25 protein-coding genes are annotated in these 23350 nt (G+C 39.2%); 13 read left to right on the forward strand and 12 right to left on the reverse strand.

The window, feature by feature from the left end; genetic code table 11:
• Window positions 1-71: 71 nt before the first annotated feature.
• Window positions 72-680 carry a TetR/AcrR family transcriptional regulator gene (locus ACZ5AE_RS03985; protein WP_464569672.1) on the reverse strand — a complete coding sequence of 203 codons (609 nt, stop codon included), beginning with the start codon at window positions 678-680 and terminating at the stop codon, window positions 72-74.
• A gap of 195 nt (window positions 681-875) precedes the next feature.
• On the opposite strand from ACZ5AE_RS03985, the gene ACZ5AE_RS03990 reads away from it, so the two are divergent.
• The 3 genes from ACZ5AE_RS03990 (at window position 876) to ACZ5AE_RS04000 (ending at window position 3890) form a co-directional block, all read left to right on the forward strand.
• Complete coding sequence (locus ACZ5AE_RS03990) at window positions 876-1613, forward strand: SDR family NAD(P)-dependent oxidoreductase (RefSeq protein WP_464569674.1); 738 nt, start codon at window positions 876-878, stop codon at window positions 1611-1613.
• A 106-nt stretch (window positions 1614-1719) separates the two neighbouring features.
• Entirely contained in the window at window positions 1720-2505 is a 786-nt protein-coding gene (locus ACZ5AE_RS03995; protein WP_464569676.1) for an SDR family oxidoreductase, read from the forward strand.
• A gap of 209 nt (window positions 2506-2714) precedes the next feature.
• Window positions 2715-3890 carry a GNAT family N-acetyltransferase gene (locus ACZ5AE_RS04000; RefSeq protein WP_464569678.1) on the forward strand — a complete coding sequence of 392 codons (1176 nt, stop codon included), beginning with the start codon at window positions 2715-2717 and terminating at the stop codon, window positions 3888-3890.
• Window positions 3891-3926: 36 nt separating this feature from the next.
• Here ACZ5AE_RS04000 and ACZ5AE_RS04005 read toward each other — a convergent pair whose 3' ends face one another.
• The 5 genes from ACZ5AE_RS04005 to ACZ5AE_RS04025 all read right to left on the reverse strand — a co-directional run bounded on the left by ACZ5AE_RS04005 (window position 3927) and on the right by ACZ5AE_RS04025 (window position 8050).
• Window positions 3927-4499, reverse strand: coding sequence for a histidine phosphatase family protein (locus ACZ5AE_RS04005; RefSeq protein ID WP_464569680.1), 573 nt, complete (start codon window positions 4497-4499; stop codon window positions 3927-3929).
• 311 nt (window positions 4500-4810) lie between these two features.
• Entirely contained in the window at window positions 4811-5269 is a 459-nt protein-coding gene (locus ACZ5AE_RS04010; RefSeq protein ID WP_464569682.1) for a CBO0543 family protein, read from the reverse strand.
• Window positions 5269-5760 (reverse strand): CBO0543 family protein, encoded by a 492-nt coding sequence (locus ACZ5AE_RS04015; RefSeq protein WP_464569684.1) that lies wholly within the window; start codon window positions 5758-5760, stop codon window positions 5269-5271. Before ACZ5AE_RS04015 ends, ACZ5AE_RS04010 begins: the two co-directional genes overlap by 1 nt.
• Window positions 5761-6121: 361 nt before the next feature.
• Window positions 6122-7129, reverse strand: coding sequence for a DUF3231 family protein (locus ACZ5AE_RS04020; protein WP_464569686.1), 1008 nt, complete (start codon window positions 7127-7129; stop codon window positions 6122-6124).
• 699 nt (window positions 7130-7828) lie between these two features.
• Entirely contained in the window at window positions 7829-8050 is a 222-nt protein-coding gene (locus tag ACZ5AE_RS04025) for an SHOCT domain-containing protein (RefSeq protein WP_464569688.1), read from the reverse strand.
• Between the two features lie 413 nt (window positions 8051-8463).
• On the opposite strand from ACZ5AE_RS04025, the gene ACZ5AE_RS04030 reads away from it, so the two are divergent.
• The 3 genes from ACZ5AE_RS04030 (at window position 8464) to ACZ5AE_RS04040 (ending at window position 11967) form a co-directional block, all read left to right on the forward strand.
• Window positions 8464-9930: a sensor histidine kinase gene (locus ACZ5AE_RS04030; RefSeq protein WP_464569690.1), complete on the forward strand. Its 1467-nt coding sequence runs from the start codon at window positions 8464-8466 to the stop codon at window positions 9928-9930.
• Window positions 9908-10600 (forward strand): response regulator transcription factor, encoded by a 693-nt coding sequence (locus ACZ5AE_RS04035; RefSeq protein ID WP_464569692.1) that lies wholly within the window; start codon window positions 9908-9910, stop codon window positions 10598-10600. The genes ACZ5AE_RS04030 and ACZ5AE_RS04035 overlap by 23 nt, the downstream gene beginning before the upstream one ends.
• A gap of 743 nt (window positions 10601-11343) precedes the next feature.
• A complete protein-coding gene (locus ACZ5AE_RS04040) occupies window positions 11344-11967 on the forward strand; it encodes a DUF2306 domain-containing protein (RefSeq protein ID WP_464569694.1) in 624 nt (207 codons plus the stop codon).
• Window positions 11968-12047: 80 nt separating this feature from the next.
• Here ACZ5AE_RS04040 and ACZ5AE_RS04045 read toward each other — a convergent pair whose 3' ends face one another.
• From ACZ5AE_RS04045 to ACZ5AE_RS04055, 3 genes are all read right to left on the reverse strand, one after another.
• Entirely contained in the window at window positions 12048-12488 is a 441-nt protein-coding gene (locus tag ACZ5AE_RS04045; RefSeq protein ID WP_464569696.1) for a cell wall hydrolase, read from the reverse strand.
• A 302-nt stretch (window positions 12489-12790) separates the two neighbouring features.
• Window positions 12791-13048, reverse strand: a complete 258-nt coding sequence (locus tag ACZ5AE_RS04050; RefSeq protein WP_464569698.1) for an ABC transporter — start codon at window positions 13046-13048, stop codon at window positions 12791-12793.
• A 228-nt stretch (window positions 13049-13276) separates the two neighbouring features.
• A complete protein-coding gene (locus ACZ5AE_RS04055) occupies window positions 13277-13843 on the reverse strand; it encodes a GNAT family N-acetyltransferase (RefSeq protein ID WP_464569700.1) in 567 nt (188 codons plus the stop codon).
• Between the two features lie 278 nt (window positions 13844-14121).
• On the opposite strand from ACZ5AE_RS04055, the gene ACZ5AE_RS04060 reads away from it, so the two are divergent.
• Window positions 14122-15111, forward strand: a complete 990-nt coding sequence (locus ACZ5AE_RS04060; RefSeq protein WP_464569702.1) for a glycine-rich domain-containing protein — start codon at window positions 14122-14124, stop codon at window positions 15109-15111.
• Window positions 15112-15178: 67 nt separating this feature from the next.
• Here ACZ5AE_RS04060 and ACZ5AE_RS04065 read toward each other — a convergent pair whose 3' ends face one another.
• Window positions 15179-16198, reverse strand: coding sequence for a DUF4179 domain-containing protein (locus ACZ5AE_RS04065; RefSeq protein ID WP_464569704.1), 1020 nt, complete (start codon window positions 16196-16198; stop codon window positions 15179-15181).
• Window positions 16195-16764 carry a sigma-70 family RNA polymerase sigma factor gene (locus ACZ5AE_RS04070; protein WP_464569706.1) on the reverse strand — a complete coding sequence of 190 codons (570 nt, stop codon included), beginning with the start codon at window positions 16762-16764 and terminating at the stop codon, window positions 16195-16197. Before ACZ5AE_RS04070 ends, ACZ5AE_RS04065 begins: the two co-directional genes overlap by 4 nt.
• A gap of 342 nt (window positions 16765-17106) precedes the next feature.
• On the opposite strand from ACZ5AE_RS04070, the gene ACZ5AE_RS04075 reads away from it, so the two are divergent.
• Window positions 17107-17445, forward strand: a complete 339-nt coding sequence (locus ACZ5AE_RS04075; protein WP_464569708.1) for a PadR family transcriptional regulator — start codon at window positions 17107-17109, stop codon at window positions 17443-17445.
• On the forward strand, window positions 17432-18112 hold the full coding sequence (locus tag ACZ5AE_RS04080; RefSeq protein ID WP_464569710.1) for a DUF1129 family protein: 681 nt from the start codon (window positions 17432-17434) through the stop codon (window positions 18110-18112). Before ACZ5AE_RS04075 ends, ACZ5AE_RS04080 begins: the two co-directional genes overlap by 14 nt.
• Before the next feature lie 242 nt (window positions 18113-18354).
• Here the strand turns inward: ACZ5AE_RS04080 and ACZ5AE_RS04085 are convergent, their stop codons facing one another.
• Window positions 18355-18657, reverse strand: a complete 303-nt coding sequence (locus tag ACZ5AE_RS04085) for a winged helix-turn-helix transcriptional regulator (RefSeq protein ID WP_277398168.1) — start codon at window positions 18655-18657, stop codon at window positions 18355-18357.
• 195 nt (window positions 18658-18852) lie between these two features.
• Between ACZ5AE_RS04085 and ACZ5AE_RS04090 the strand changes: the two genes are divergently transcribed.
• The 4 genes from ACZ5AE_RS04090 to ACZ5AE_RS04105 all read left to right on the forward strand — a co-directional run bounded on the left by ACZ5AE_RS04090 (window position 18853) and on the right by ACZ5AE_RS04105 (window position 23082).
• Complete coding sequence (locus tag ACZ5AE_RS04090; protein ID WP_464569712.1) at window positions 18853-19701, forward strand: VOC family protein; 849 nt, start codon at window positions 18853-18855, stop codon at window positions 19699-19701.
• A gap of 35 nt (window positions 19702-19736) precedes the next feature.
• Window positions 19737-20801: an LLM class flavin-dependent oxidoreductase gene (locus ACZ5AE_RS04095; protein WP_464569714.1), complete on the forward strand. Its 1065-nt coding sequence runs from the start codon at window positions 19737-19739 to the stop codon at window positions 20799-20801.
• A gap of 23 nt (window positions 20802-20824) precedes the next feature.
• On the forward strand, window positions 20825-21424 hold the full coding sequence (locus tag ACZ5AE_RS04100; RefSeq protein ID WP_464569716.1) for an NADPH-dependent FMN reductase: 600 nt from the start codon (window positions 20825-20827) through the stop codon (window positions 21422-21424).
• Window positions 21425-21708: 284 nt separating this feature from the next.
• On the forward strand, window positions 21709-23082 hold the full coding sequence (locus ACZ5AE_RS04105; RefSeq protein ID WP_464569718.1) for an amino acid permease: 1374 nt from the start codon (window positions 21709-21711) through the stop codon (window positions 23080-23082).
• Window positions 23083-23350 lie beyond the last annotated feature (268 nt).

Below are 23350 nucleotides of genomic sequence, written 5' to 3' on the forward strand. Positions count from 1 at the left end.
CCTATAATTGTTGCACCACTGGTATATCTGGAGAAGCCTATTTTCGATATTCTTCACATTGGTGCAGATACTTATCTGTTATGTCCTATATATTGAAATGAGTAAATATGAGTTTTTGTAAGTTCAATGGCTTCTTGGATAAAATGTTCTGGCGTTTCTTTGAAGCCATTTTCAATCCAATTCTGAAGAAGCCCATAGAAGCCATAGGCTGTGTAACGTTTAAAATAATCCATATTAACTGGGATGTTGTTGATGGTTTCGAAAACAAATTGTTCCTTATATATTTTTATTATTGTTTGAGGGAACCGTGTATGTAATCCTGGTAACGTGTCAAAGTAGTTAATCAATGTAAAAAAATTCTGGTTTTTATAGATATAAGAAACGATATTAAAAGAGGGGGCGTTTAGCTTGGTAGTATAAACCTTTTGTCCAGGTACATACGCTTTGCCTACGGAAACCTCCAACCCCTCAAGCATAGAAACAAGTAAATCCTCCGCCAATTCAATTTTATCTGTGTAATGAATGTAAAAGGTACTGCGATTGTAAGCGGCGTAATCGACAATGTCTTTTACCGTAACCGCATGGTACCCCTTCTCTTTTATAAGTTCAATCAATGCATGTTTTAAGTGCAATTTTGTTCGATTTTGACGTTGAGTTGCTGTATTTTGTTCATGATTCATGAAAAAAACTCCCTAGAGATAGACAGATTTAACATAAGTGTCTAATTAGTAGACACTTCATGATATCTTAATGATTGTTAGTTGTGAACAAAATAGTACAATTAAATTGTGAACAATAAAGCACAGATAATAGATTTATCAATTATTTTTCTCTAGACTGTGCTAAAGAATTCTTGAATACGAGGAGGATTTAGGATGGGAAAATTACAAGACAAAGTAGCTGTGATTACCGGTGGAGCATCCGGCATTGGGGCAGCAACAGCACGTTTATTCGTTTCAGAGGGAGCCAAAGTGGTTCTTGTCGATTTAAATGAAGAAAAAGGGAAGGCATTTGAAGCAGAATTGAAAACGCTTAATGCGGAAGCTCTTTTTATAAAAGCAAATATTACGAGTGAAGAAGAAGTCGCAAATATTTTTAAACAAACCGTTGAAACGTTCGGCAAAGTGGATGTGGTCTTCAATAACGCGGGTATTGGCCGTGTTCAGCCATCACATGAATTAGAGTACTCAGAATGGCGCAACACCGTCAATGTTGACTTAGATGGTGTCTTCTTAGTCGCACGTGAAGCCATCCGCGAAATGCTGAAAAAAGAAGGCGGTACGATTGTTAATACGGCCTCAATGTACGGTTGGGTTGGATCACCAGGTTCAGCAGCCTATAATGCAGCAAAAGGCGGCGTGATTAACTTAACTCGTTCCCTTGCACTTGAATATGCTGAACAAAATATTCGTATTAATGCATTATGCCCTGGTTTTATCGATACACCAATTATTCCGGAAGAAAGCAAGCAGGCTTTGGCTGAAGTCACACCAATGAAACGGTTAGGGAAAGCAGAAGAAATGGCAAAAGCAGTGTTATTCATGGCTTCAGATGATTCTTCATTCATGACTGGCAATAGTTTGACTGTTGATGGCGGGTATACGGCGCAATAATAAATCTTAGTGTCTAAGTAGAAATGATGACCTTTCATTGATATAAATCTCTAATATGAGATATTTTAATTGAAAATAATTTTTTAAAAAAAGGGAGGAATTTTCCATGAGTAATCGTTTTGATGGGAAATTAGTATTAATTACAGGTGCAGGTTCTGGTTTAGGTCAAGCCTCTGCTCTACAAGTGGCAAAAGAAGGAGCAAAACTTTCACTTGTTGACTTAAAGGCTGCTTCATTAGAAGAAACGAAAAGCAAAGTACTAGAGGTTGCACCAAACGCAGAAATATTGCTGATTACAGCAAATGTGGCAGATGAAAAAGCGGTTGAAAACTATGTAAGTGAAACAGTTGCGAAATTTGGGAAAATCGATGGCTTCTTCAACAACGCAGGGATCGAAGGTAAACAAAACTTAACAGAAGACTTTGGCATTGAGGAATTCCAAAAAGTAATCGGCGTCAATTTAAATGGTGTGTTTTATGGTATGAAACACGTATTGAAAGTCATGAGAGAACAAGGCTTTGGCTCTATTGTTAATACTGCATCTGTTGGCGGTATTCGCGGGGTAGGCAACCAATCTGGTTATGCCGCTAGTAAACACGGCGTGGTCGGATTAACTAGAAACTCTGGAATTGAATACGGTCAATATGGAATCAGCATCAAAGCCATTGCACCAGGCGCCATCATGACACCGATGGTCGAAGGATCATTAAAACAAATGGATCCAGATAACTGGGAAGAGGTAGGAAAACAATTTGTGCAGCCAAACCCAATGAAACGTTTCGGTAAACCAGAAGAAGTGGGTTATTTAGTGGCATTCTTACTTTCTGACCAAGCCAACTTCATCAACGCAACTGTTATTCCAATTGATGGCGGGCAATCTTATAAATATTAAGGAAAGAAATAGGTAGGCGCATTTCTGTAAGAAGAAATGCGCCTTTTTTATTTTAGAGGAAATAAACTATTTGATATTTTGATAAACGAATCCAGTAAACGGAAAAACGGCCAAGGTACACTGTGCGGGATCTTCTAAGTTTTGGTAAAATTGGTTAAAGGAGCATTATTTTAAGAAATACATGTAATGAACGAAAAGGGGTTGGCCGAATGATATTTAGAGAAGTGACAGAAGCTGATTATCTAGACGCTGTAAGACTATCAGAATACGCATTCCAATATAAGGTGCCGGAGGACAGCATACCGGCTCGGAAGGAAAAATTGAAAAACCACAAAATTTTAGGAATATGGGAAGAGAATACGCTGGCTGCTAAATTACATATCATCCCGCTAACCATTTATATGAAGAATGCTGAATGGAAAATGGGCGGCATTGCCGGAGTGGCCACATACCCGGAATATCGACGAACAGGTTACGTAAAGTCCCTCATAATCGAATCCTTAAAACAGATGCGGGATGATAATCAGGTTGTATCCCTTTTGCACCCGTTTGATATCGGTTTTTATCGTAAATATGGGTGGGAGATTTTAAGTGATAAGAAAAAATTAACGATTGAAAAAATCAATCTGAAGCTCCTCGAAGCGCAGCATGGTTTTATAAGAAGATATTCAAAAGACACCCATAATGAGGAGATAGAAAGAATTTATCAGCAGTTTTGCAGTCAATATACAGGGACGCTGAAGCGTGAGACCAATTGGTGGAAACAGAGCGTATATGACGATCATTCTCAGCTTGCTGTCTATTATCGTTCCGAAAACGAGGCTTTGGGTTATATGCTGTACTATGTGAAGGATAGAAAAATGGAGGTAGAGGAGCTCGTTGCACTTGACCATGAAGCGCGCACAGGGCTTTGGAATTTCATTTGCCAGCATGATTCCATGGTTGAAACAGTTACAATAACACTTGCAAGTCATGATTCTTTTCCTTACTTTCTGCAGCAGCCTAATGTAAAGCAGGAGGTAACTCCTTATTTTATGGCAAGGATCGTGAACGCCGAGGAATGCTTGAAGAGATTCCCGTTTCTGCTTGAAAATGAGGCCCTATTCCTGCATCTCGAAGACGAGCACGCGCCATGGAACAATGGCAGCTACTTGCTTGGAAACGGGGAAGTAAAGGCATTTAAAGAAAAAACAGGCAGCCACTGTGTTCATCCCCCTAAAAAAGGGATTCAACTGAACATCAACTCTCTATCAGCCATTCTATTTGGCTACAAAAGGCCGATGGAACTTTATGAAATGGGATACCTAAAAGGGTCCGAGAATGAGGTTCAACTTTTCGAAAGGAAGGTCCCGCCGATTAAATCAGCGTTTTTTGATTTCTTTTGATACATTAGCCCAATTCTCATGAGAATCGGGCTTCTATTATCCTTTCTTAAATGAATAAGTAGTTGAATGCCAATGCTTGGAGCTTGTTTTTCCATTACCTGTCCAACCTAATTTTAATAGTTCTTTTGCTATCAACATGTTAAAAAATCCGTGACCGACTAATGCGACAAGCTCTTTCTCTTTCGCATATTCAATTAAACGTTCGGCTGCTTTTTTTGCTCTGATTTTTGCATCTCTTAAAGATTCACAATCACTTGAAATGCCGCTAAGCCATAGGCATCTTAAAAAAACTAGCCAAGTATTTGGATTGAGCTTTAATCCCCATAGATTTGTTGATAGAATAGGAAGCTCTGTTTCACGAAACAATGGGTCCGGGATTGTTTTTATGTTTGGATTTAAATAACCTGCCGACTCGATAGCCCTTTTCAAATCGCTAGTAATGACGATATTTGCAGCTGAAATAATTTGTAGGGTTTCAGAAGGGTAGGAATCTTCTGTATAAACTCCATTGTAATCATACTGTTCAATCCATTTTTGAAGCTCTTTACAGGTAATTGGATGATTTTCAGTCCACAAAGATCTCCCGTGCCTGATTAAAGAAATTTCCATAGCATGGCTCCTATAGTCTCTAAACTAACTTTAAAATGTTATTTCGAAATTTATAATTATTTATTCTACTATATTTTACCACCTATTTATCTATTGGAAATTTAAGTTTTCTACGGTTAACGGAACTGAAACGAAGCATAGGGAAGTTCTTATGTATCATTTTAGTCGTTTTCGGGTTCATGCACTGAACCTAGGACCACGAACGGTAAAGCAGAATGAAGAGAACCGTCTGAGACTACTGAAAAAAGCCGTTTTGTCTTATGTGCCCAAGCCTAAGGGTGTTTTCAGTGGTCTCGAACCGTCCCCATGCCTTATTTTGCGAAAAACCAATTACAAAATAATCGCGATACAATAAATGTAAGACAAATAGAAATCCAAGAAATATACCAGTCCCAGTGAATGTATTTAATGAGGTCGGTGTATTTTTCGATTATGACTTCAGCAATCGTCAGCACAGAGCTATAGCCAGCATAATATGCCAATTTAATGAGAGTTTTGCGGTGATTAGGATACCATACATTAAAGGCGGCGCATATGACTGGGAAAGCATAATATTCAAATGTAAAGCTCGTCCGATTGATAGAAGCAAAAAGTCGAATAGGATATTTAATCAGCCCCAGCTCTACGACTACTAATCCTATAAGAAAAGTAATAATCTGTTTGAACAAAAACGCCACGACCGCTAGGCGAAATTTATTTTTCGGTATAAAGAAAAGAATCCCTGTTGCCAATATGTAGACGGATATTAAGATCCACCATTCAATTCTCATTAGATACCCCGCCGTTCTGCATGAAACACAGCTTCATCCTTATAGAACCAATTACATAAAACTTGACTTACGTAAAAGAGAAACGAAATGTATATCCACATTCCCCACCACGTGATCAATTCATATTCTAATAAATCTGAAAATCTCTCGAGAAGAATATCAAACAACGTGACAGCAGAAATCCAAACAAAAAATGTAAACTTGGACCAACGGCTACCCTTTACTTTCTTGCGGACGTAATAGATGGAAAACAGAACAGGATAAAACCAATAATCAATTGTAAGGGGGAGATCTGACGCATTAGGGAACTCCCGAACAGGCGCACTTAACAGGCCAAATTCAAAGGAAGGCATATCGCAAAGCCAAATAACTGCTTGAAACATCAAGAAAGCCAAGGCTCCCTTGCGCCAATCTTTGCGTGGAATTAATAGAATAAAGCCAGCAAAACCGAACAGCCACATCGCTGCCAGGATTAAATTCTCTACCTGCATGGTTGTAGAACGCCCCCGCTCGTGTGGAATAATTATTAGTATTATTGGCTATAAACCGGATTATTCATTTTTTAGGTTGGGAATAATCCAAAAAACTCAGTACTTTGGGTATTCCGTTTATGTGGTTTGGGATAGAAGTTGTTAATAATTAAAGTGGGAAAGCCTCCATCACGAGAAAAAGAAATGTAAGTGGCTTCAGAATCCTGCACCAGAGTACATATGAAAATTTTCAAATAATCACCTTGCTGTTGTTCAGCAAGGTTTCATTTTTGCGGAGGGTAAAATGATATACATTCTTCGATCTTCCTCGGATATCAGTTAACAACACACAATCAAGAAGCAAGAGAACTGTCTTCACGCATCATTTTTTTGCTAATTCATCCCTATCCGCTGCCATGGGCGGTTGTTCTAACCAACCGTTTTTAATCATTAGATTCGCCCCTTCCTCTGCATACTTTGCTATTTCAGCAGAAAGCCTGACATAATGAAGACCAAGATCTTTCCTTGGGCTCATTGCCATACTTGTTCCATAAAATCCAATACTAAGGGCGATTAGTGATGTAGTATAAAACATCATCAGTTTATCTGAAAAGGTAGATACGGTTGACTCCGTTACTTCGGTACCTGATGTCATTGGAATAGGGAGATTTCCCTCACTAAGAATGGAACCAAAAACTTCACAATGTTTTTTAGCTATGTCCTTTCCCCTAACTAAATACTCGGCAACCTCCCTTGACTGAGCGACCTGACTAAAACCCAGCAAGGTTGCTACTCCAAAAGCATTTCTTTGAAAGTTCGCAAAGAGATTTGTAATTTCTGTACCTGTTAAAGGTCTTTTTTCTCCAAAAAAACCCTTTAAAAAACTTTGCTTTTTAACAAAATCAATATCATCTGGTATTGGTAAATAGGGAGACCGAATATAAAGACCTTTTGATAATAAGAGTTCTTTTACCTCTCTTAGAAATGTGGTTAATTGTGAAATACACTCATTAAAATGACTATACACATCTCCCCTGACAGATAAAGCTAAATTCATACTATAACCTTGAAAAGCAATTTGCGAAGCTTGATGGAGGTAATGTAACGCATATGAATCAGAATACAATCTAGGAGCAGATATATTTACATCTTCATCAAGTTTAAAACCATATGGAATTGGATACTTTTCTTTTTTGAAAATTTCAGTTAGAGTTTTAAGATTTCCTTGGGCAATATCAAAAGCCTGTTTAAGTAATGGTTTAATTTGTTCATCCTCCACTTTGGATAAAAAAAACTTGAATTTACATGAAATAGCGGTGTCATTGATATATGAAGCCCATAAAGATGTAATCTCTACTGAGGTAAGTCTCACCTGATTTCCAATCTCCATTATCTAACCTCCAAAATTTAGACAAAATTTCTCTAATTTCAATTTCCCCAAAACACACTAATATATGTAACAGGTGTAAAGACAGCTGGGAAAGAAAGATATATGTATAGGAACGTGAAGGAATTGTGTTAAAGTTTCTAGCGTTGTCTTGTATTTTTAGATTGAGTTGAATGATGATTTTGTAAGTACTTTATTAATTTTGGCCAAAAGGGGTCAGTTTAGTTAGAGAAGAGGAAATTCCGTTAATTTTTAATAATGAAAAAAAACGTTGTAATATGATACAACGCACATATGGTAGTCTCGGATCACGATTCATGCATCAAGTTATTTCTGCCAATCGCTTAAATTATTGGTGAATAATCAAGGCTCTTTTCTCAGAGATTGTTGCTTTTAACTATATTGAAAACACAGAGTGGATTGGAGCGAAAGGCGCTTGACTCCTGCGGGAAATAGAGGAAAGGTCGAGACCCCGCAGACGGAACGTCGAGGAGGCTCGACTTCCTCCCCGCGGAAAGCAAGCGCCTGTAGCGGAGAGGAACGGACAGTGTTATTCCCAAAAACAACAAACTTTACGAAAAGAGCCATAATCAAAAAAACTCAGTTCTATACAACCAAACTGAGTTTTTTGTAGTGGTCGGGTTTGTCAGCTTTTATAAAAAAGACCAACTCCAGCTTCCAATTTATGAACTATCCCAACGTTTACTTCTGTTTCCCGCTCAAGAATTCCTTCAGCTTTGTGTATTCCTCGATTGTGATTTCTCCCGAGGCCAATCGCTTATCTAAAATAAGCAGGGGTTCATGATGCCTATCTTGATAATAGAAACCTCTTCTGCCGCGCCATAATCTGAAATTGGCAAAAATTAATCCAAGTAGTAATAAAAAGAAGATAAAACCAAATGGGTGAAAATAGCCCCAATGCATAAACATCGTCTCCTTTTGATAAATTCAATACATTTTCAGAATACATCCCGTTTCTAATCAAACTCTGAAAAAAATCTAAAATATTTATAAAAAAGTTCTAAGGGAATATTAGAATGTAGAGTTCAAAGAAGCTTAATGAAATGATATTTAGCAAGCTTATTAAATTACTTTTTTTGAATTTTATACTTTTTTTAGAATTGGTTTAGAAGTCTTTAAGACATATGGAGTAGGATGAAATATAGAAAGCTTCTGAAAGATGAATTCCAGGTGTATAGAATCGAGAGAGCTTGAAGCTTTTCAATAAATGGAGGAGCACTAGAGCAACTTATCAATACGTTACTGCTCCTGTTATCATTATGTTTTAAGCTGGTTTGATTTTGTTTGAGAAAAACCAGCTATAAGGAGATTTGTCCATGTCTATCAAGAAGAGACTACTGCTTTCCTATATTGCAATGACCTTTATCCCCATCGTCTTGTTTGCCTTGATTGCAGCAGCACTGTTCTCAGCCTTCTACACAGATATGGCGGGAACCGGAGGAAGGAAAGGGATGCCAGCCTTTTGGGAGGAGGCTGCACAGCGCCGCGACTTGATTGCCGGAGTGAAATTTGTGGCCCAAACAGAACCTGATCGTTTCATGGAGCGTGACTTTTTGAAAAAAACAGACAGACAATTGAATCGTTTGCAGACAGGACTTGTGGTTTTGAAAAATAATCGGGTATCTTTCACATCGCCTTTCGTGGAAAGCCTTGAACTTAAACAGCCGGTCCAAGAATTGCAAACGGGCCAGACACAAAATCGTTGGAAAAAGGGTGGCTTTTTAGAAGAAAAGTTCGATATTTTGTTCAGTGATGGTGCTGCTGGGACAGTCTATTTAATGACCGATTTAAACCCGATTTTCAACGAAGCAAGGAAATTCTTCCCGTTGCTTTTTCTATCGTTGTTATTGGTGATTGGGCTGACGAATGGATTCCTTACCTATTTAGTTTCCCGCAGCTTTATCAAACCATTGTACATGTTAAAAAAAGCTGCCAATCAATTTAAGGACGGAAACTTGGATCAGGAGGTAAAGTTGAACCGAAAAGACGAATTCGGGGAGCTGGGGGCTGCGTTTGAAGAAATGCGGGCCCGCCTGTATGAATCGATTCATCTGCAGCTTCAATACGAAGAGAACCGCAAAGAACTCATTTCAAATATTTCGCATGACCTAAAGACACCGATTACGGGGATTAAGGCATGTGTCCAGGGGATTCAAGACGGGATTGCGGATACGGCCGCGAAACAGGAGAAGTATATGAAGATGATTGCGAAAAAAGCTGAAGATATGGACGCTTTGATTGATGAATTAATGCTGTATTCCAAGCTTGATCTAAATCGGCTGCCGTTTCAAATTGAACCATTGGACATTCGTGCGTTCTTACAGGATTATGTTGAAGAACTGTGGATCGACCCGAGGATGGAAGACATCAAGATTTCGTTTTCCTTTGCCAATGACGCCCCGGTTCCTGTGCTGGCCGACCGCGAAAAGTTGAGCAGGGTGATGGTGAATATTATCGGCAACTGCCTGAAATATATGGATAAACGAGCAAAGGAAATAGTGGTGGAATTGTTTGCGGATGATGAGAAAGCGACGGTCCATATTCAAGATAACGGACCGGGAATTGACAGCGAAGCGCAGCAGCATATTTTCGACCGTTTTTACCGGGGCGATCCGTCAAGGAATACAGAAACAGGAGGGTCCGGACTTGGTCTTGCGATTGTCAAACAGATTATCGAAGGGCAAGGTGGAACGGCTTGGGCGGAAAGCCGGTTAGGTGAAGGCACCGGCATTTATTTTACACTGATGAGGGTGAACACGAGTGAAACGAATTCTGATCATTGAGGACGATGAGGTCATTGTGGAAGTGGAAAAAGATTATCTGGAAGCAAGCGGGTTCGACGTGGAAATTGCCGCAAGCGGGAATGCAGGTCTTAAGAAGGCACTTGAAGAAGAATATGACCTCATCATCCTCGATCTCATGCTTCCGAATACGGATGGATTTGAGATCTGCCGGCAAGTCCGCCGGGAGAAAAACATTCCCATCTTAATGCTTTCCGCCAAAAAGGAGGAGATCGATAAAATCCGCGGTCTCGGACTCGGGGCAGACGACTATATGACCAAACCATTCAGCGTTGGGGAGCTGGTCGCCCGGGTCAAAGCCCATCTTGCCAGATATGACCGATTGATGTCAGATAACCTGATGAGACGAAAGGAAGAAATTCGTATTCGGGGTATTCGGATTGATAAGCTGTCCCGTAAGGTATTTTTGAATGAAAAGGAAGTCTCGTTTACTTCGAAAGAGTACGACCTGCTCTTGTTTCTGGCGATGCACCCGAACATGGTCTTCAGTAAAGACGAATTGTTCGAAAAAATCTGGGGGCTCGATTCCATGGGTGATAACGCTACAGTAACCGTGTTTATCGGCAAACTTCGCGAAAAAATCGAACCCAACCCATCCAAACCGCAATATATCGAAACCATCTGGGGCGTCGGCTACCGGTTTAATGTTTAGACATAGGGTGATGCATGGGACTGTTCGAGATCACTGAGAAATACAACTTATTTTTGTTTATCATAGACGAAATCGCCCTTATGTATGGTAAAAACGGTCTTATAAAATATTCATAAAATCGGAATTGCAGGATAGCAATGGAAAAAGCGGCTTTACTAAAGGTTCATAAGACCGAAATTGCTGGGAAATATGGGTGAAACGGTCTTATAAAAGGTTCATAAGACCGAATTGGCTAGGGAGCATTGGTCAAAATGGTCTTATAATGGATTCATAAGACCGAAATTGGTGTAGAGAATGGTAAAATAGAATTATAGAAGGTTATAAGACCGAAAATGTTTTTTTCCGTTTTATCAAAGACATTATCTCCCTTGTGAAAAGTATTTGTCTTTTATCTATTTTCTCAAGGCTCTTTTCTCAGAGATTGTTGCTTTTAACTATATTGAAAGCAAGCGCCTGTAGCGGAAAGGAACGGACCGTGTTATTCTCAAAAACAACAAACTTTACGAAAAGAGCCTTTCTCAAAGATATATCTGCCTTAACAGAAGACAAAAATGTCTTTAATCTGTGTGTTTTTCAGTGGTCTCGGACGGTTCTCATGCTTCATTTGGTCTTTTTTTATAGAAGTTTGAGTGATATTATTTTTATACTTTTTTTAGAATTCGTTTAGAATCCATTTAGACACACCCATTACCATTAGCAACAGGAGAATGTTAGTAAATAAATGTAATGGAGTGTGAATTAGATTGAAACCTAAAAAAAGCTGGTGGATTTTAGTCATTATATCATTGGGAGTCATTATTCCGTTTGCTTCTCCCTATTTAACATTCAATCCCGCATATAGCCGTGTATCATTCACATCGGCAGCGATACAATTTCCTTTATTAGTTGCTCATATTATTACGGCATGTGTTGCACTGATTTCGGGCTTTTTTCAATTTCTGGAGCCGGTTCGAATAAAGTCGCCAAAGGTCCATCGCTATCTTGGGAGAGTGTACGCAGGCAGTATTGTCATAAGCGGGATCCTCGCTCTGGTTTATACTTTTTACGTTGAGAATTTTTCAAAGGCAACATCTTTCCTTGTATTATCACTTTTATGGCTTTTTACCTGCTGGAAAGGCTATCGGACTGCTGTGAGAAAAGAATTTGATGAGCATCGCAAATGGATGATTCGCAGTTTTGGTGTTACGTTGGTAGCAGTAAGCGGACGTCTTGTCGTGCCGGTATTACTATTAACCTATTTGATTTTAAACGGCTTTTCTCTTTCGGACGGCAGGGAGGCAATGGTGGAAGAAGTGCTGAATGTGAATATATGGGTCGCCCTTGTTGTTAACTTCCTCATTATTGAGTGGAGGATCCTTAAGAAATGATTCATGGGTTAAAACTTTCTGAATGGGAACCTTTAACGCCGTAATTGCTGCATGCAAAAAAGCTTACTCAAAGAGTAAGCTTAACCTCTATAAACACTATCACATGTTCCAGGTTTTGGTTCATAAAAACAATGTTCTTTAAATTGACCAGAATGAGGTTGACCATACCATGTTGGAGGGCATGGAGCATGAGGATTAAAATACCAAAGAGCATATTTGGCTGGGTGGTCTCTCCAATAATCCAAATTTTGTTTTGCTAATCTTCTTTCAGAAGTTCTTGCTCTTTGATAAAATACATTCCCTTTTTGAACTGCTTCAAAGGAATAATTTCCTCCTTGTACGTGAAAAATAACTTGGTTAACGTTTCTTAAACTTTTAAAGTCCAAACAATCTGCTACAACTCGATTCACAATTACATTTCCAACATATAACATTCCCTGTTTTCCTTCTCCTTCGGCTTCTGCTCTCATCATCCTTGCCATTAAGGCAACATCTGAACTTCGATAATTTACTCTTGGCATTTTTTTCACCCCAAGAATATATTATGAAAAAAGCCTACGTTGGTGCCTGAGTTATTACCATTATGCTCAGTTTTTAATTCCATTGGCTAGCTTCATATGTAAGAATGATTCCACAATCACTGAACAGGAACCGTATGTCGGCACCACAGGATGACACAGGAAAACCGTCCCCATGTATCACCAAGGGTTTTTCAAAGCTAGAAGATTGAGCTGTCATTTCCAGAGACCGCAGGGGGAGCGGGTATGTATATCAAAATCAGGGGCTGCCCAGGGCTAATTCCCTTTAGCATCCCCTTTCAAAATCACCGGCAGCAACGCCATGCTTTTTTGAATAAAAATAATCCAAAAACAAGAAAAGCCAGAATTCCGATTAACACAATAATGATAAATATAATATGACCCAGGTTTCCAAGCCCAAGTATTCCAAAAGCTTGAGAAGTGTATCCCATCACGGCTATAAGCAGCCAGATCACACTTCCTAAAAATGCAAGGAAAATTCCAAAAATGCAGTGGTGACCATGACAGTAACACTTACCATTACAATGACAATGATGACCCATAAAAATTCACCCCCTGTCAATGGTTGTTCATTTATATGGTATGCAGCATCAGAATAGCTTGTATAATGAAGGTGCCTGTCTTGCCCTAAATTTTTTCTAGGTTTAACACCAAAAAAGCTGCCTCATTAATGGCAGCTTCTCATTGACTCTGAGTTAATTAGTTAAGGTCGCGGACAACGGACCCTTAATCGGCTTCCTACCGCCAATACAGCAATCAGAAGCCAAACATTATTGGGAGACCCTATTGATAAAATTTTCATTTATAGATTTTTGTTTCGTTAAAACAGTTATAAAACCATCCAAAATTTCATGGCTAAACACAAATCCTTTTCGTTTATAAAACTCCAAAGCATCATTATTGCCATTCGAAACAAAAATAAAATAAACCTCGACATCCTCAAATTGATTCATCCAATTCATTGACATATCGAAAAGAGTTGAGCCAATCCCGTATTTTCTATATGCACCTTTAATATAAAACTGGGATAGACAACCTACATTCCTTTTACCAACAGATGCCATGTCAAAAAATGTAGCAAAATCATTGGAATAAGCTTCTTTGGGAGAGATGTTCGAGTAGGCATAGCCCACAATCTTATTGTCATCTTTAGCAACCACTATATGATTGTAAATTGCGCTCGTCATAGAAGGAATCATTCTTGAATCAAAATTCATGCTGTCAAACAATTCAGGTCTTATTTTTGTCTTTGACTTTTGAAAGACCATGAGTTCGTTGCATAACTCTCTACAACATTCAACTTTTTCATTTGGTAGTATTTCATATTTAATATCCATGTTTTTTCCTCCCCTCACTAATTATTATACTTTTCAAGAATCGCACTTCCAATCAAACCATATGGTTCAATTGCGGTTGCTATAAACTATTATGGCTGGGATGAGGACTCAGTGCCATTTTAGTGGAGGTTCGAAATAAAAATCCTTTAGTGAGGTATAAGAAATAAAATATTAAGTTTGAGTCAATTTTTGTAAATATTATAAAATCATAATTTAAATTATATTATAATTTTAATAGATAGGTGAATTTTTCCAACAGGATCATAAGGGGGATTAGAATGACTGCGGGTGTTATTATAACCGGGGTAATAGTAATAGGTGTTATCGTCCTATTTTTTTCGTCAGCTGATAAAAGGAGGCCGAAATTAGCCAAGGAGAACATCCCGGCCAACTTAGGTGTACTAAGCCATGTCCCCATACAGCCTTTGATTAACCAGCTTAACACCGCACTGGATGATGAATACATGCAGCTGGTAAAGAAGCGCTTTTTAAAGGATTTTCCGAATAGGAGTGAAGATGAATTTGAATGGCTGCTGTTTGAATTAAAGCGGTATTTCATCGTCGCCAACATTTTAAAGAAGGCGCCGATGTTTAGTGAAGACGTCGATGAACTCTGGCATGAAATGATTCTTTTTACAAAAAATTATCAGGCGTTTTCCGAGAAATTCTTAGGAAAAATGCTGCATCACACACCGAACACGAATCCTGAGCCGGCACCTCAGGAGCGAGCCTTTTATGACTGGATTTTTTCACAGCTGTTTGAAATTACACAGTTTAGCTGGAAAACGTGGGGGGATTTTTTCAAATATCCAATGGCCAGTGAAGTTTTAAAAGAATTTAAGGAAAACAGCCCGGAAACATTGATAGAAAAATATTTTCAGCGGAGCGAGGAAAACAAGGATCTCCTTGAGTATTTGGTTAATCGGATGAAAAAGCAATTAAGCGAAGCCGAAAATATGTATCGTGTTAACCCAAAAGGTTCATTTTCGAAACAGCGGACGTATGGCGATTTGACTCCACTGGCGCTGGGGATGGTTTTTTTCTCGTACTTTTATTTTGACGATTATTGGGGGTACATGAGAGCCTACGCCGTTGCTGAAGCGGCTAAATATACAAGCGGCTGCTCTACTGCTGTTTTTTGCGGATCCGCTTCTTCAGATGACTCAGGGAAGGATTTTGGAAATTGCGGCGGAGATAGTGGAGGAGGAGATAGCGGGGGAAGCAGCTGCTCATCCTGCTCAAGCTGTGGCGGCGGGTGCTCTTCTTAGCGAGGCACAGGTAGGGCTCTTGTGTATCATTGAGAATGGAAGCAGAAGAACCCTCCCCATGCATTATTTATTTTAGCTCGATTCGGATAGGGTCCATTTCTTTTGTCTTTAGTCCTGTTCCTGAGCCAAGGGAATAGTAGATGACTGGTACTATCGTTAGCGATTTTGCATTTGGATTGATAGATTTAATCGTACTGCTCCATTCAAAGGATACTCCGTTATCGCGGCTGACACCGCCGTTCCCATCGACGCTGTAGCTGTTCCCTAAATCATCTTGTACACTTTTAATTTCTGTAGTTACATGCGGCCATTTGTCTAGGATACGCGCTTCTTCTACCACTTGTCTGTAGTGGATGACTGTCGATAAACCATTTGTTTCAATGGATGTAATGTTAACTGAAACACCATGATTTGTAACGGACTGATTCACGAGTTTCGTTTTGTTTTCCAAAGCGGACACTTCAAAGGCGAAATCCCAATCGCCTGCAAAGGATTCTTTTGTTTCCAAATTTACGAATGCCCCTGGTTTCCAGCGTATTTCAATCTGGTCAGGTTTGTTCCCGCGATATGTAGGCGTTATTTTTTCTGTACCAACATAAGTTGTGGCATTCACTTTTTTTATCGTCCCAGTCGCCCCAATACCCTCGGCACCCTTTACATCAAATGCGGATGACATGCCAGGATTTGTTCCTAAATCTTTATCGGTTTCAATCGCATAGGAAACTGTAATCGAAGAACCATCGAATACAGCATCCTCAATCATGATGGTTACACCATTACTTGTCTGGGTTTGTGAAATAGTTGTTGCGAATTTCGAATAGTTGCTAGTATAAGAGTTTTCAACTTTAAAGTAATTCATAATATTATTCATAAATGGAATCTGGGATGCGAGTGATGGTACGGCAAAACTGGCAACAATTGTGGCCCCAAGAGCAATTGTCGCTGCCACAGCCATATATTTAAAAAACTTAGTTTTCTTCTTTGCTCCTACTACATGCTTCTTCACGCGTTTTTTTTCAATCTCACTGACTGCCACAGGTTCTATTTCATCAATATTGATATCCGCTAACTTTTTATAGTAATTCATATAATGAATTGCTCCTTCAATTTCGAATTTTGAGCTAATTTTTTCTTTCCACGATACAATCGATTGTCGACTGCTGCCTTTGATAATTGCAGTGACTCGGCAATTTCACCATTATTCATCTCTAAAAAGTATCTCATGATAAAAATATCGCGATCTAATTCAGCGAGTTTGCATAGTTCAAAAAGCAGCTCATTTTTTTGTTCCCGCTCTAATACGGACTTTTGTAAACTTGAAGGTGAACTAATCTGTTCAAGTTCAATGGGAGGAGCCTCGCGTGCCGTTTGTTTTTCAAAGATCCGATAGTAATCAATTGCTTTATACTTTGTGATCGTGCCTATCCACTTTTTGAAATCTGCCTCATCCCCATTAAATTGATGGCTGTTTTTCCAAACTTCTAAAAACACATCATTTATACAATCATCTACAGCATCACGTTTTCCAAGCGGCTGTAATATTTTCAGTGAAATGGCTTTGACAAAGGGCATATATTCATCAATGACATACTCCAGGGCATCTTCTTTTTGCTTTTTTAAACGTTTAATAAAATTCTTGTTAGAAACGGCCATATTATTTCTCCTTCATTTTTTGAAAAAGCTTTTTCAATAACTATAACGGAGCAACTATCGGCAAATTCTCAACTATTTTGAATTTATTTTACAATAAAGAGGCATAGGGCCAGTTCTTTTGCATTAAAAATATGTTGCACCATGTACCAAATGCGGACCTTGGGCAGGACCACGGAATAAGGAAGGAGACCTTGTCCTAGCGGATGTACGCTCTCCATTCAGCAAAACTTGAATGATTACCAAAAATAGGTTATGATCATAATAAGCTATCTTGTTTTGCAAGGTAGCTAAATTAAAACATGGTATCTTGCAATACAATATAGTGATAAGGACGAAACGTTTATGTCTCTAAGAAGCCAATTATTAAAAGGGATTTTGGAAGGATGTATTTTATCAATCATTGAAAAAGAAACGGTTTATGGTTACGAACTATCACAGAAGCTTCAACAATTTGGCTTGAATGGTGTAAGTGAAGGCTCCATTTATCCTATTTTGCTTCGGCTCCAAAAGGAGGGATTAATTAACGGTGAAATGCGAGCCTCTCCAACAGGTCCTAAACGGAAATACTACCAACTTACGATCCAAGGGGAAAAGGCAATAACTGAATTTCGAGAAGAATGGGAAAATATTCAGAAACCTGTAGATAAATTGTTAAATAGGGGATTGGATGATGAACGCTAAAGAGTTGATTGAACTAAATAATCGAAAACAAAAAGAATTGACGAAGGAAAATGAAGAATATTACGGTAATATGCTGGTTTATATCCGAGCAAGTTTGGCCATTTCGGAGCAGCAAACTGAAGAATTATTGATGGAGCTTTTAGATCATATCATTGAGGCACAGAAAGAAGGAAAACGAGCAGTGGATATATTTGGAGAGAATCCATCAGCTTACTGTGATGAAATGATCAAGCACTTGCCTAAAGAACCGGGGAAAAGTACAGCCTTTTTTATAGGGTTTTTGTTAGTAAAGCTGGCAGGCTTAATGGCTGTCGTGAATGGGATAGGGGACATTATTATCCACTATTTTAAAGATAGCAATCAAACAGTGTATGTCGGGACAGCTATTGTTACGTTTATAATCATTGCTGGTATCATTTTCCTTGATGTGGTTCTAATCTTTAAATGGCTGCAACAATCTATTTACAAAGTATCAAATAAAGTAAAAGATTTTATCATAATATTTTTCATTATGACAATTTCTATATTTGGCATGATTTCTTTGCCTGGACTTATTCCCAACTTCGGATTTGTAATAGAAGTTGGGGGATTTTTATACCTAATTGTCGGGGTCGCTGCACTCAGCATTTCCCAATGGTTAGACCGTAAATATTGTATTACAAAATAAATTGACAAACGGGGCCGGTTCTTGTGGATTGATTATGAGGATTTGGGAAATAGGTTGCACCATATGCCGAATGGGGACCTTGAGCCCCGACCACGAAATGTGGCAGAAGAACCGTCTCTATGCATCAACAAAAAGGGCAGACCCTTCATTACAAATAAGTAGTGGAGGTCTGCCCTTTTTTATAGGTTTTGAACTCTTTTTTTCGAAAAAAATATTTGAGGCAAAAGAACAGCCCCTATGCATTACAACCAGTTTTGTGACCAGTCTTCTATGCTGTTCATGAGCGGCTTTAATGCTTGGCCTTTGTCGGTTAGTGAATATTCAATTCGGACTGGAGTTTCCGGGAAGACTTCCCGTTTTACGATTCCCTCATTTTCCAAATCCTTTAACCTTTCAGAGAGCACTCTGCCGCTTACACCAATGGAAGATTCAATGGTGCAAAAACGCTGCGGACCAGATAAAAGTTGGTAAATAATCATGCCAGTCCATCTTTGGCTCAATAACCCCATGGCTTTTTCAAAGCGAGGACAAATCGATTTATCCAATTGAATCAACTCCTTACTAATTATTATAAACATATTTATAAATAATTGAATTGTTTTTTACAAATTACTTACTTGACATAATATACACATAATAATATACTTACTTACATAAAGTAAGTAACTAACGAATTGTGATTTAAATATAGATAACGTCCTGGGGCATTTAGAGAAAGCTTATTAAAGGAGGCAACAAAAATGAACTTTCATCGTGAACCTATTACATTTGTAGGCCAAGTGAACCTAAAGGTAGAAAATCTAAAACGGTCATTAGCTTTTTATCAACAGGTGATTGGTTTTAAGGTTTTGGATCAGTCGGAAAGAACAGCTAACCTTACTGCTGATGGAAAGACCGTTTTATTATCCATAGAACAACCAGATAACGTTATTCCGAAGCAGGGAAAAACCACAGGATTGTATCATTATGCTCTTCTTATGCCTAAACGTACTGATTTGGCAAAAATTGTGCAGCACTTTGTAGAAATAGGCGTGCGGTTCGGTTCATCCGATCATCTTGTGAGCGAAGCTCTTTATTTATCTGACCCTGATGGGAATGGAATTGAAATTTATATAGACCGTGACCCTTCCGTATGGGATTGGAACAAGGGAGAAGTGGCCATGGCGGTTGACCCGTTGAATTTTTCCGACTTGCTTTCTGGCGGAAAACAATCCGCATGGGAAGGGCTGCCTGCCGGAACGGTGATGGGCCATATCCATTTACATGTTTCCGAATTAAAAAAGACAGAAGAGTTTTATATCAAAGGTCTTGGATTTGAAGTGGTAAACCGATTTGGCAGTCAGGCCCTGTTCATTTCCGATGGGAATTACCATCACCATATTGGCTTAAATACTTGGAATGGCGTAGGAGCGCCTGCACCTTCTCCTAATAGTGTTGGGCTTGAAACATTTACTCTTATACTGGCAAATGAGGAAAAGAGGAATAATATTATAAATCAACTGAAGAGTATTGGAGCATCTGTCGCTGAAGAAAATGGTTCATTTGTTACCTCTGATCCTTCAGGTAACCAAATCATCCTGAAAGTATGAAAATTTATTCATCATAACTGGAGGAATTAGCTGTTATGGGACAGGAAAGAAATACTGGAATAGAAATTGGCCTCTATACGCTTGGTGATATATGTGTAGATCCTAATACTGGTCAAACGGTTACTGCAGGGCAAAGAATAAAGGAAATAATGGCTGCGGCTGCACTCGCCGACGAAGCTGGACTTGATGTGTTTGGAGTGGGTGAACATCACCGCTTGGACTATGCCACGTCAGCCGTTCCAGTCGTATTGTCCGCCATTGCGCAAAAAACTAAACGAATCAAATTGACAAGTACCACGACTGTATTAAGCACGGTTGATCCTGTTCGCCTGTTTGAAGATTTTGCTACGCTGGATTTGCTATCAGATGGAAGGGCAGAAATCATGGCAGGACGCGGGGCTTTTATAGAATCCTTCCCTCTTTTCGGGTTTGACATAAATGACTATGACGCCTTGTTCTCTGAGAATATCGATTTATTTTTAAAGCTTAATGAAAACGAAAGAATTACATGGGAGGGTAACTTTCGTTCATCTTTAAAGAATGCTGAAATTGCTCCGCGGCCATTGCAAAATCAGATACCTGTTTGGATTGGTGTAGGGGGGACGCCGGAAAGTGCGGCCCGTGCCGGCCGATTAGGTGTTGGAATGGCTTTAGCAATACTTGGCGGCGATCCTGTACGATTCAAACCATTGGTAGACCTATACCGTAAAACTGGCACTGAGGCGGGGCATGATTCAGAAAAATTGAAGATAGGTGTTACTGGCCACGGGTATATTTCAAAAACAACCCAGCAGGCCAAGGATGAATTCTACCCTTACTATTCCAACTACTGGTATTCTGTAAACCGCCAGCGGGGGATGACAAGCGGAAAAATATCAAAATCAGATTTTGAATCTATGACAGGTCCGGGTACCGCCTTGTTTGTGGGAAGCCCACAACAGATTGTGGAGAAAATCCTTCGACAACACGAACTTTTTGGGCATCAGCGGTTTATGGCGCAAATTGATATAGGCGGTATTCCATTTAAGAAAATAGCTGAAGGCATTGAATTATTGGCGACAGAAGTTGCGCCAATTGTCCGAAGAGAAACAAGTAAATAAAAAATTTTAGGGGTGTAATGAAAATGGGTTTTATAGACAAACTATTTGGGAAACAAACTAAGGAGGAAGTAGCCATGACAACTGAAAAATTAAACATTGGAATCATCTTAGGCAGCACACGCCAAGGTCGTGTAAGTCCGCAGGTTGGAGAATGGGTCAAAGGAATCGCTGATAAACGAGGCGATGCCAACTATGAAATCGTCGATATTGCCGACTTTAATCTTCCGTTTTTAGGAACTACTGATGGATCAGAACCAGGCATTGCTGCTTGGAATGAGAAATTGGCGAACCTTGATGGATTTGTATTCATCGTTCAAGAATACAATCACAGTATTACAGGGGCGTTAAAAAACGCGATCGATTTTGCTCGTGAGGCTTGGTATAACAAAGCTGCTGGAATCGTTAGCTATGGCTCAACTGGAGGAGCTCGTGCAGCCGAACATTTACGTGGAATTCTTGCAGAACAAAAGGTTGCGGATGTTCGTACACATCCAACTTTAAGCTTGTTCACAGACTTTGTAAATGGATCTGAATTCAAACCACAAGAATTACATCTCAACAATGTAAATGCCATGCTCGAAGAAGTTGTTGCATGGAGCGGAGCATTAAAAACATTACGATAAAATCGCAAATAATACAAAGAGGCTGACTCAACTGGCAAAGCAACAACGCCCTTGAGCCAGCCTTTTTTTGAGGCATAGGGACGGTTCTCATGCATCAATTTGCCTTTTGAGAAAAATGCGGTACTATATTTGAACATGGGTCCTTAGCAGGCACAGAATGAGGCAAAAGAACCGTCGATTTGCATCATTTAATACAGTAAAGCGTTAATTTGCTTCATTGCTTGAAAATTCTTATATAATTATAATCTCTAAAAAGATGGTAGTAGATATTGGAGGAGTAAAGGTTGGGGAAAAATCATCAAAGTGAGAAGTTGCAGCGAGGTTTAGATAATCGGCATATCCAGTTAATTGCGCTTGGGGGTGCCATTGGGGTTGGGCTGTTTTACGGCTCAAGTGCTACAATACAAATGGCTGGTCCATCCGTATTGTTCTCATATTTAGTTGGGGGATTAGTTATTTTTACGATTATGAGGGCGCTGGGGGAAATGGCTGTGGACGAGCCAGTTTCAGGTTCGTTTAGTTCGTATGCGCATCGATATTTAGGGCCGTTTGCAGGTTACTTTACCGGGTGGACTTATTGGTTTATGTGGGTTGTTGTTGGAATGGCGGAAATAACAGTAGTCGGCGTCTATGTAAATTACTGGTTCCCAGATATTCCTCAATGGCTGACAGCACTGGCTGTTCTTATCGTGATTACACTGATCAATCTTGCCAATGTAAAAGCATTTGGAGAGTTTGAATTTTGGTTTGCTCTGGTTAAAGTTGTTGCCATTATTGGAATGATTATTCTTGGGTTAGGAATTATTTTCTTTGGCATCGGCAATGGAGGCCAGCCAATCGCATTTGATAACCTTTGGAGTCATGGGGGATTCGTGCCAAACGGAATCAAAGGTATTTTAATGTCATTGGTTCTTGTCATGTTTTCATTTGGCGGAGTAGAATTGGTTGGAATTACAGCTGGGGAGGCAAAAAATCCTGAAAAGTCGATTCCATCAGCCATCAACAATGTCGTCTGGAGGATCTTGATTTTTTATATTGGTGCGTTAGGTATCATGATGGTTTTATATCCTTGGAATGAGATTGGCACGAAGGGAAGCCCGTTTGTGTTGATTTTTGACAAAGTTGGCATTCTTGGCGCTGCCGATATCATTAACTTTGTCGTTATAACAGCCGCGTTATCCGCTTTTAATAGTGGGTTATTCAGTTCGGGAAGGATGCTATATAACTTATCATTGCAAAATAATGGTCCGAAATATTTCGGAAAGCTTAGTAAGAGTGGCAGTCCGAGACGCGGCGTCCTGTTCTCATCATTCATTTTATTAGTGGCAGTCGTTTTGAATTATATTGTTCCCGAAAAAGTGTTCTTGTATATTTCTTCTGTTGCCACGGTTGCGGTTATCACTAGCTGGACGATTATCCTGATGGCACAATTAAAGTTCAGGCAATCAAAAACAGAAAAACAAATAGAAAAACTAGCATTTAAACTTCCGTTTTATCCATTTTCAACCTACTTATCACTAACTTTTCTAGCACTTGTCATCATCTTAATGGCATTTATCCCGGAAATGCGAATAGCATTATACGTAGCACCTGTTTGGTTCCTGATTCTTTATATAGGGTATAAAAAGGGACAGAGGGGCGGCACTAAAAAGGAATAATGATTATTTATTTCTTTATTTAAGTGAAAACATGATTAATAATTGATATAAAAAGGCTTTGCTTCAATCAGGAGCAGAGCCTGTTTTAGTTTACGGTCCCCATGCATCAAACATTGTTTTAATTCAAATCCTAAAAAGCGCGGCGTCGTTTACCTAAGAGTCTTGGCCTGTGCGTTCATTTGGAACGGTTATATTGCCATTATTAATATTTGTAAATGTGTTTGAAGAGCCATCGCCAAAACTAAAATTGCCGCCGATTATGATATTA

The organism is Neobacillus sp. S1227, assembly GCF_055385255.1.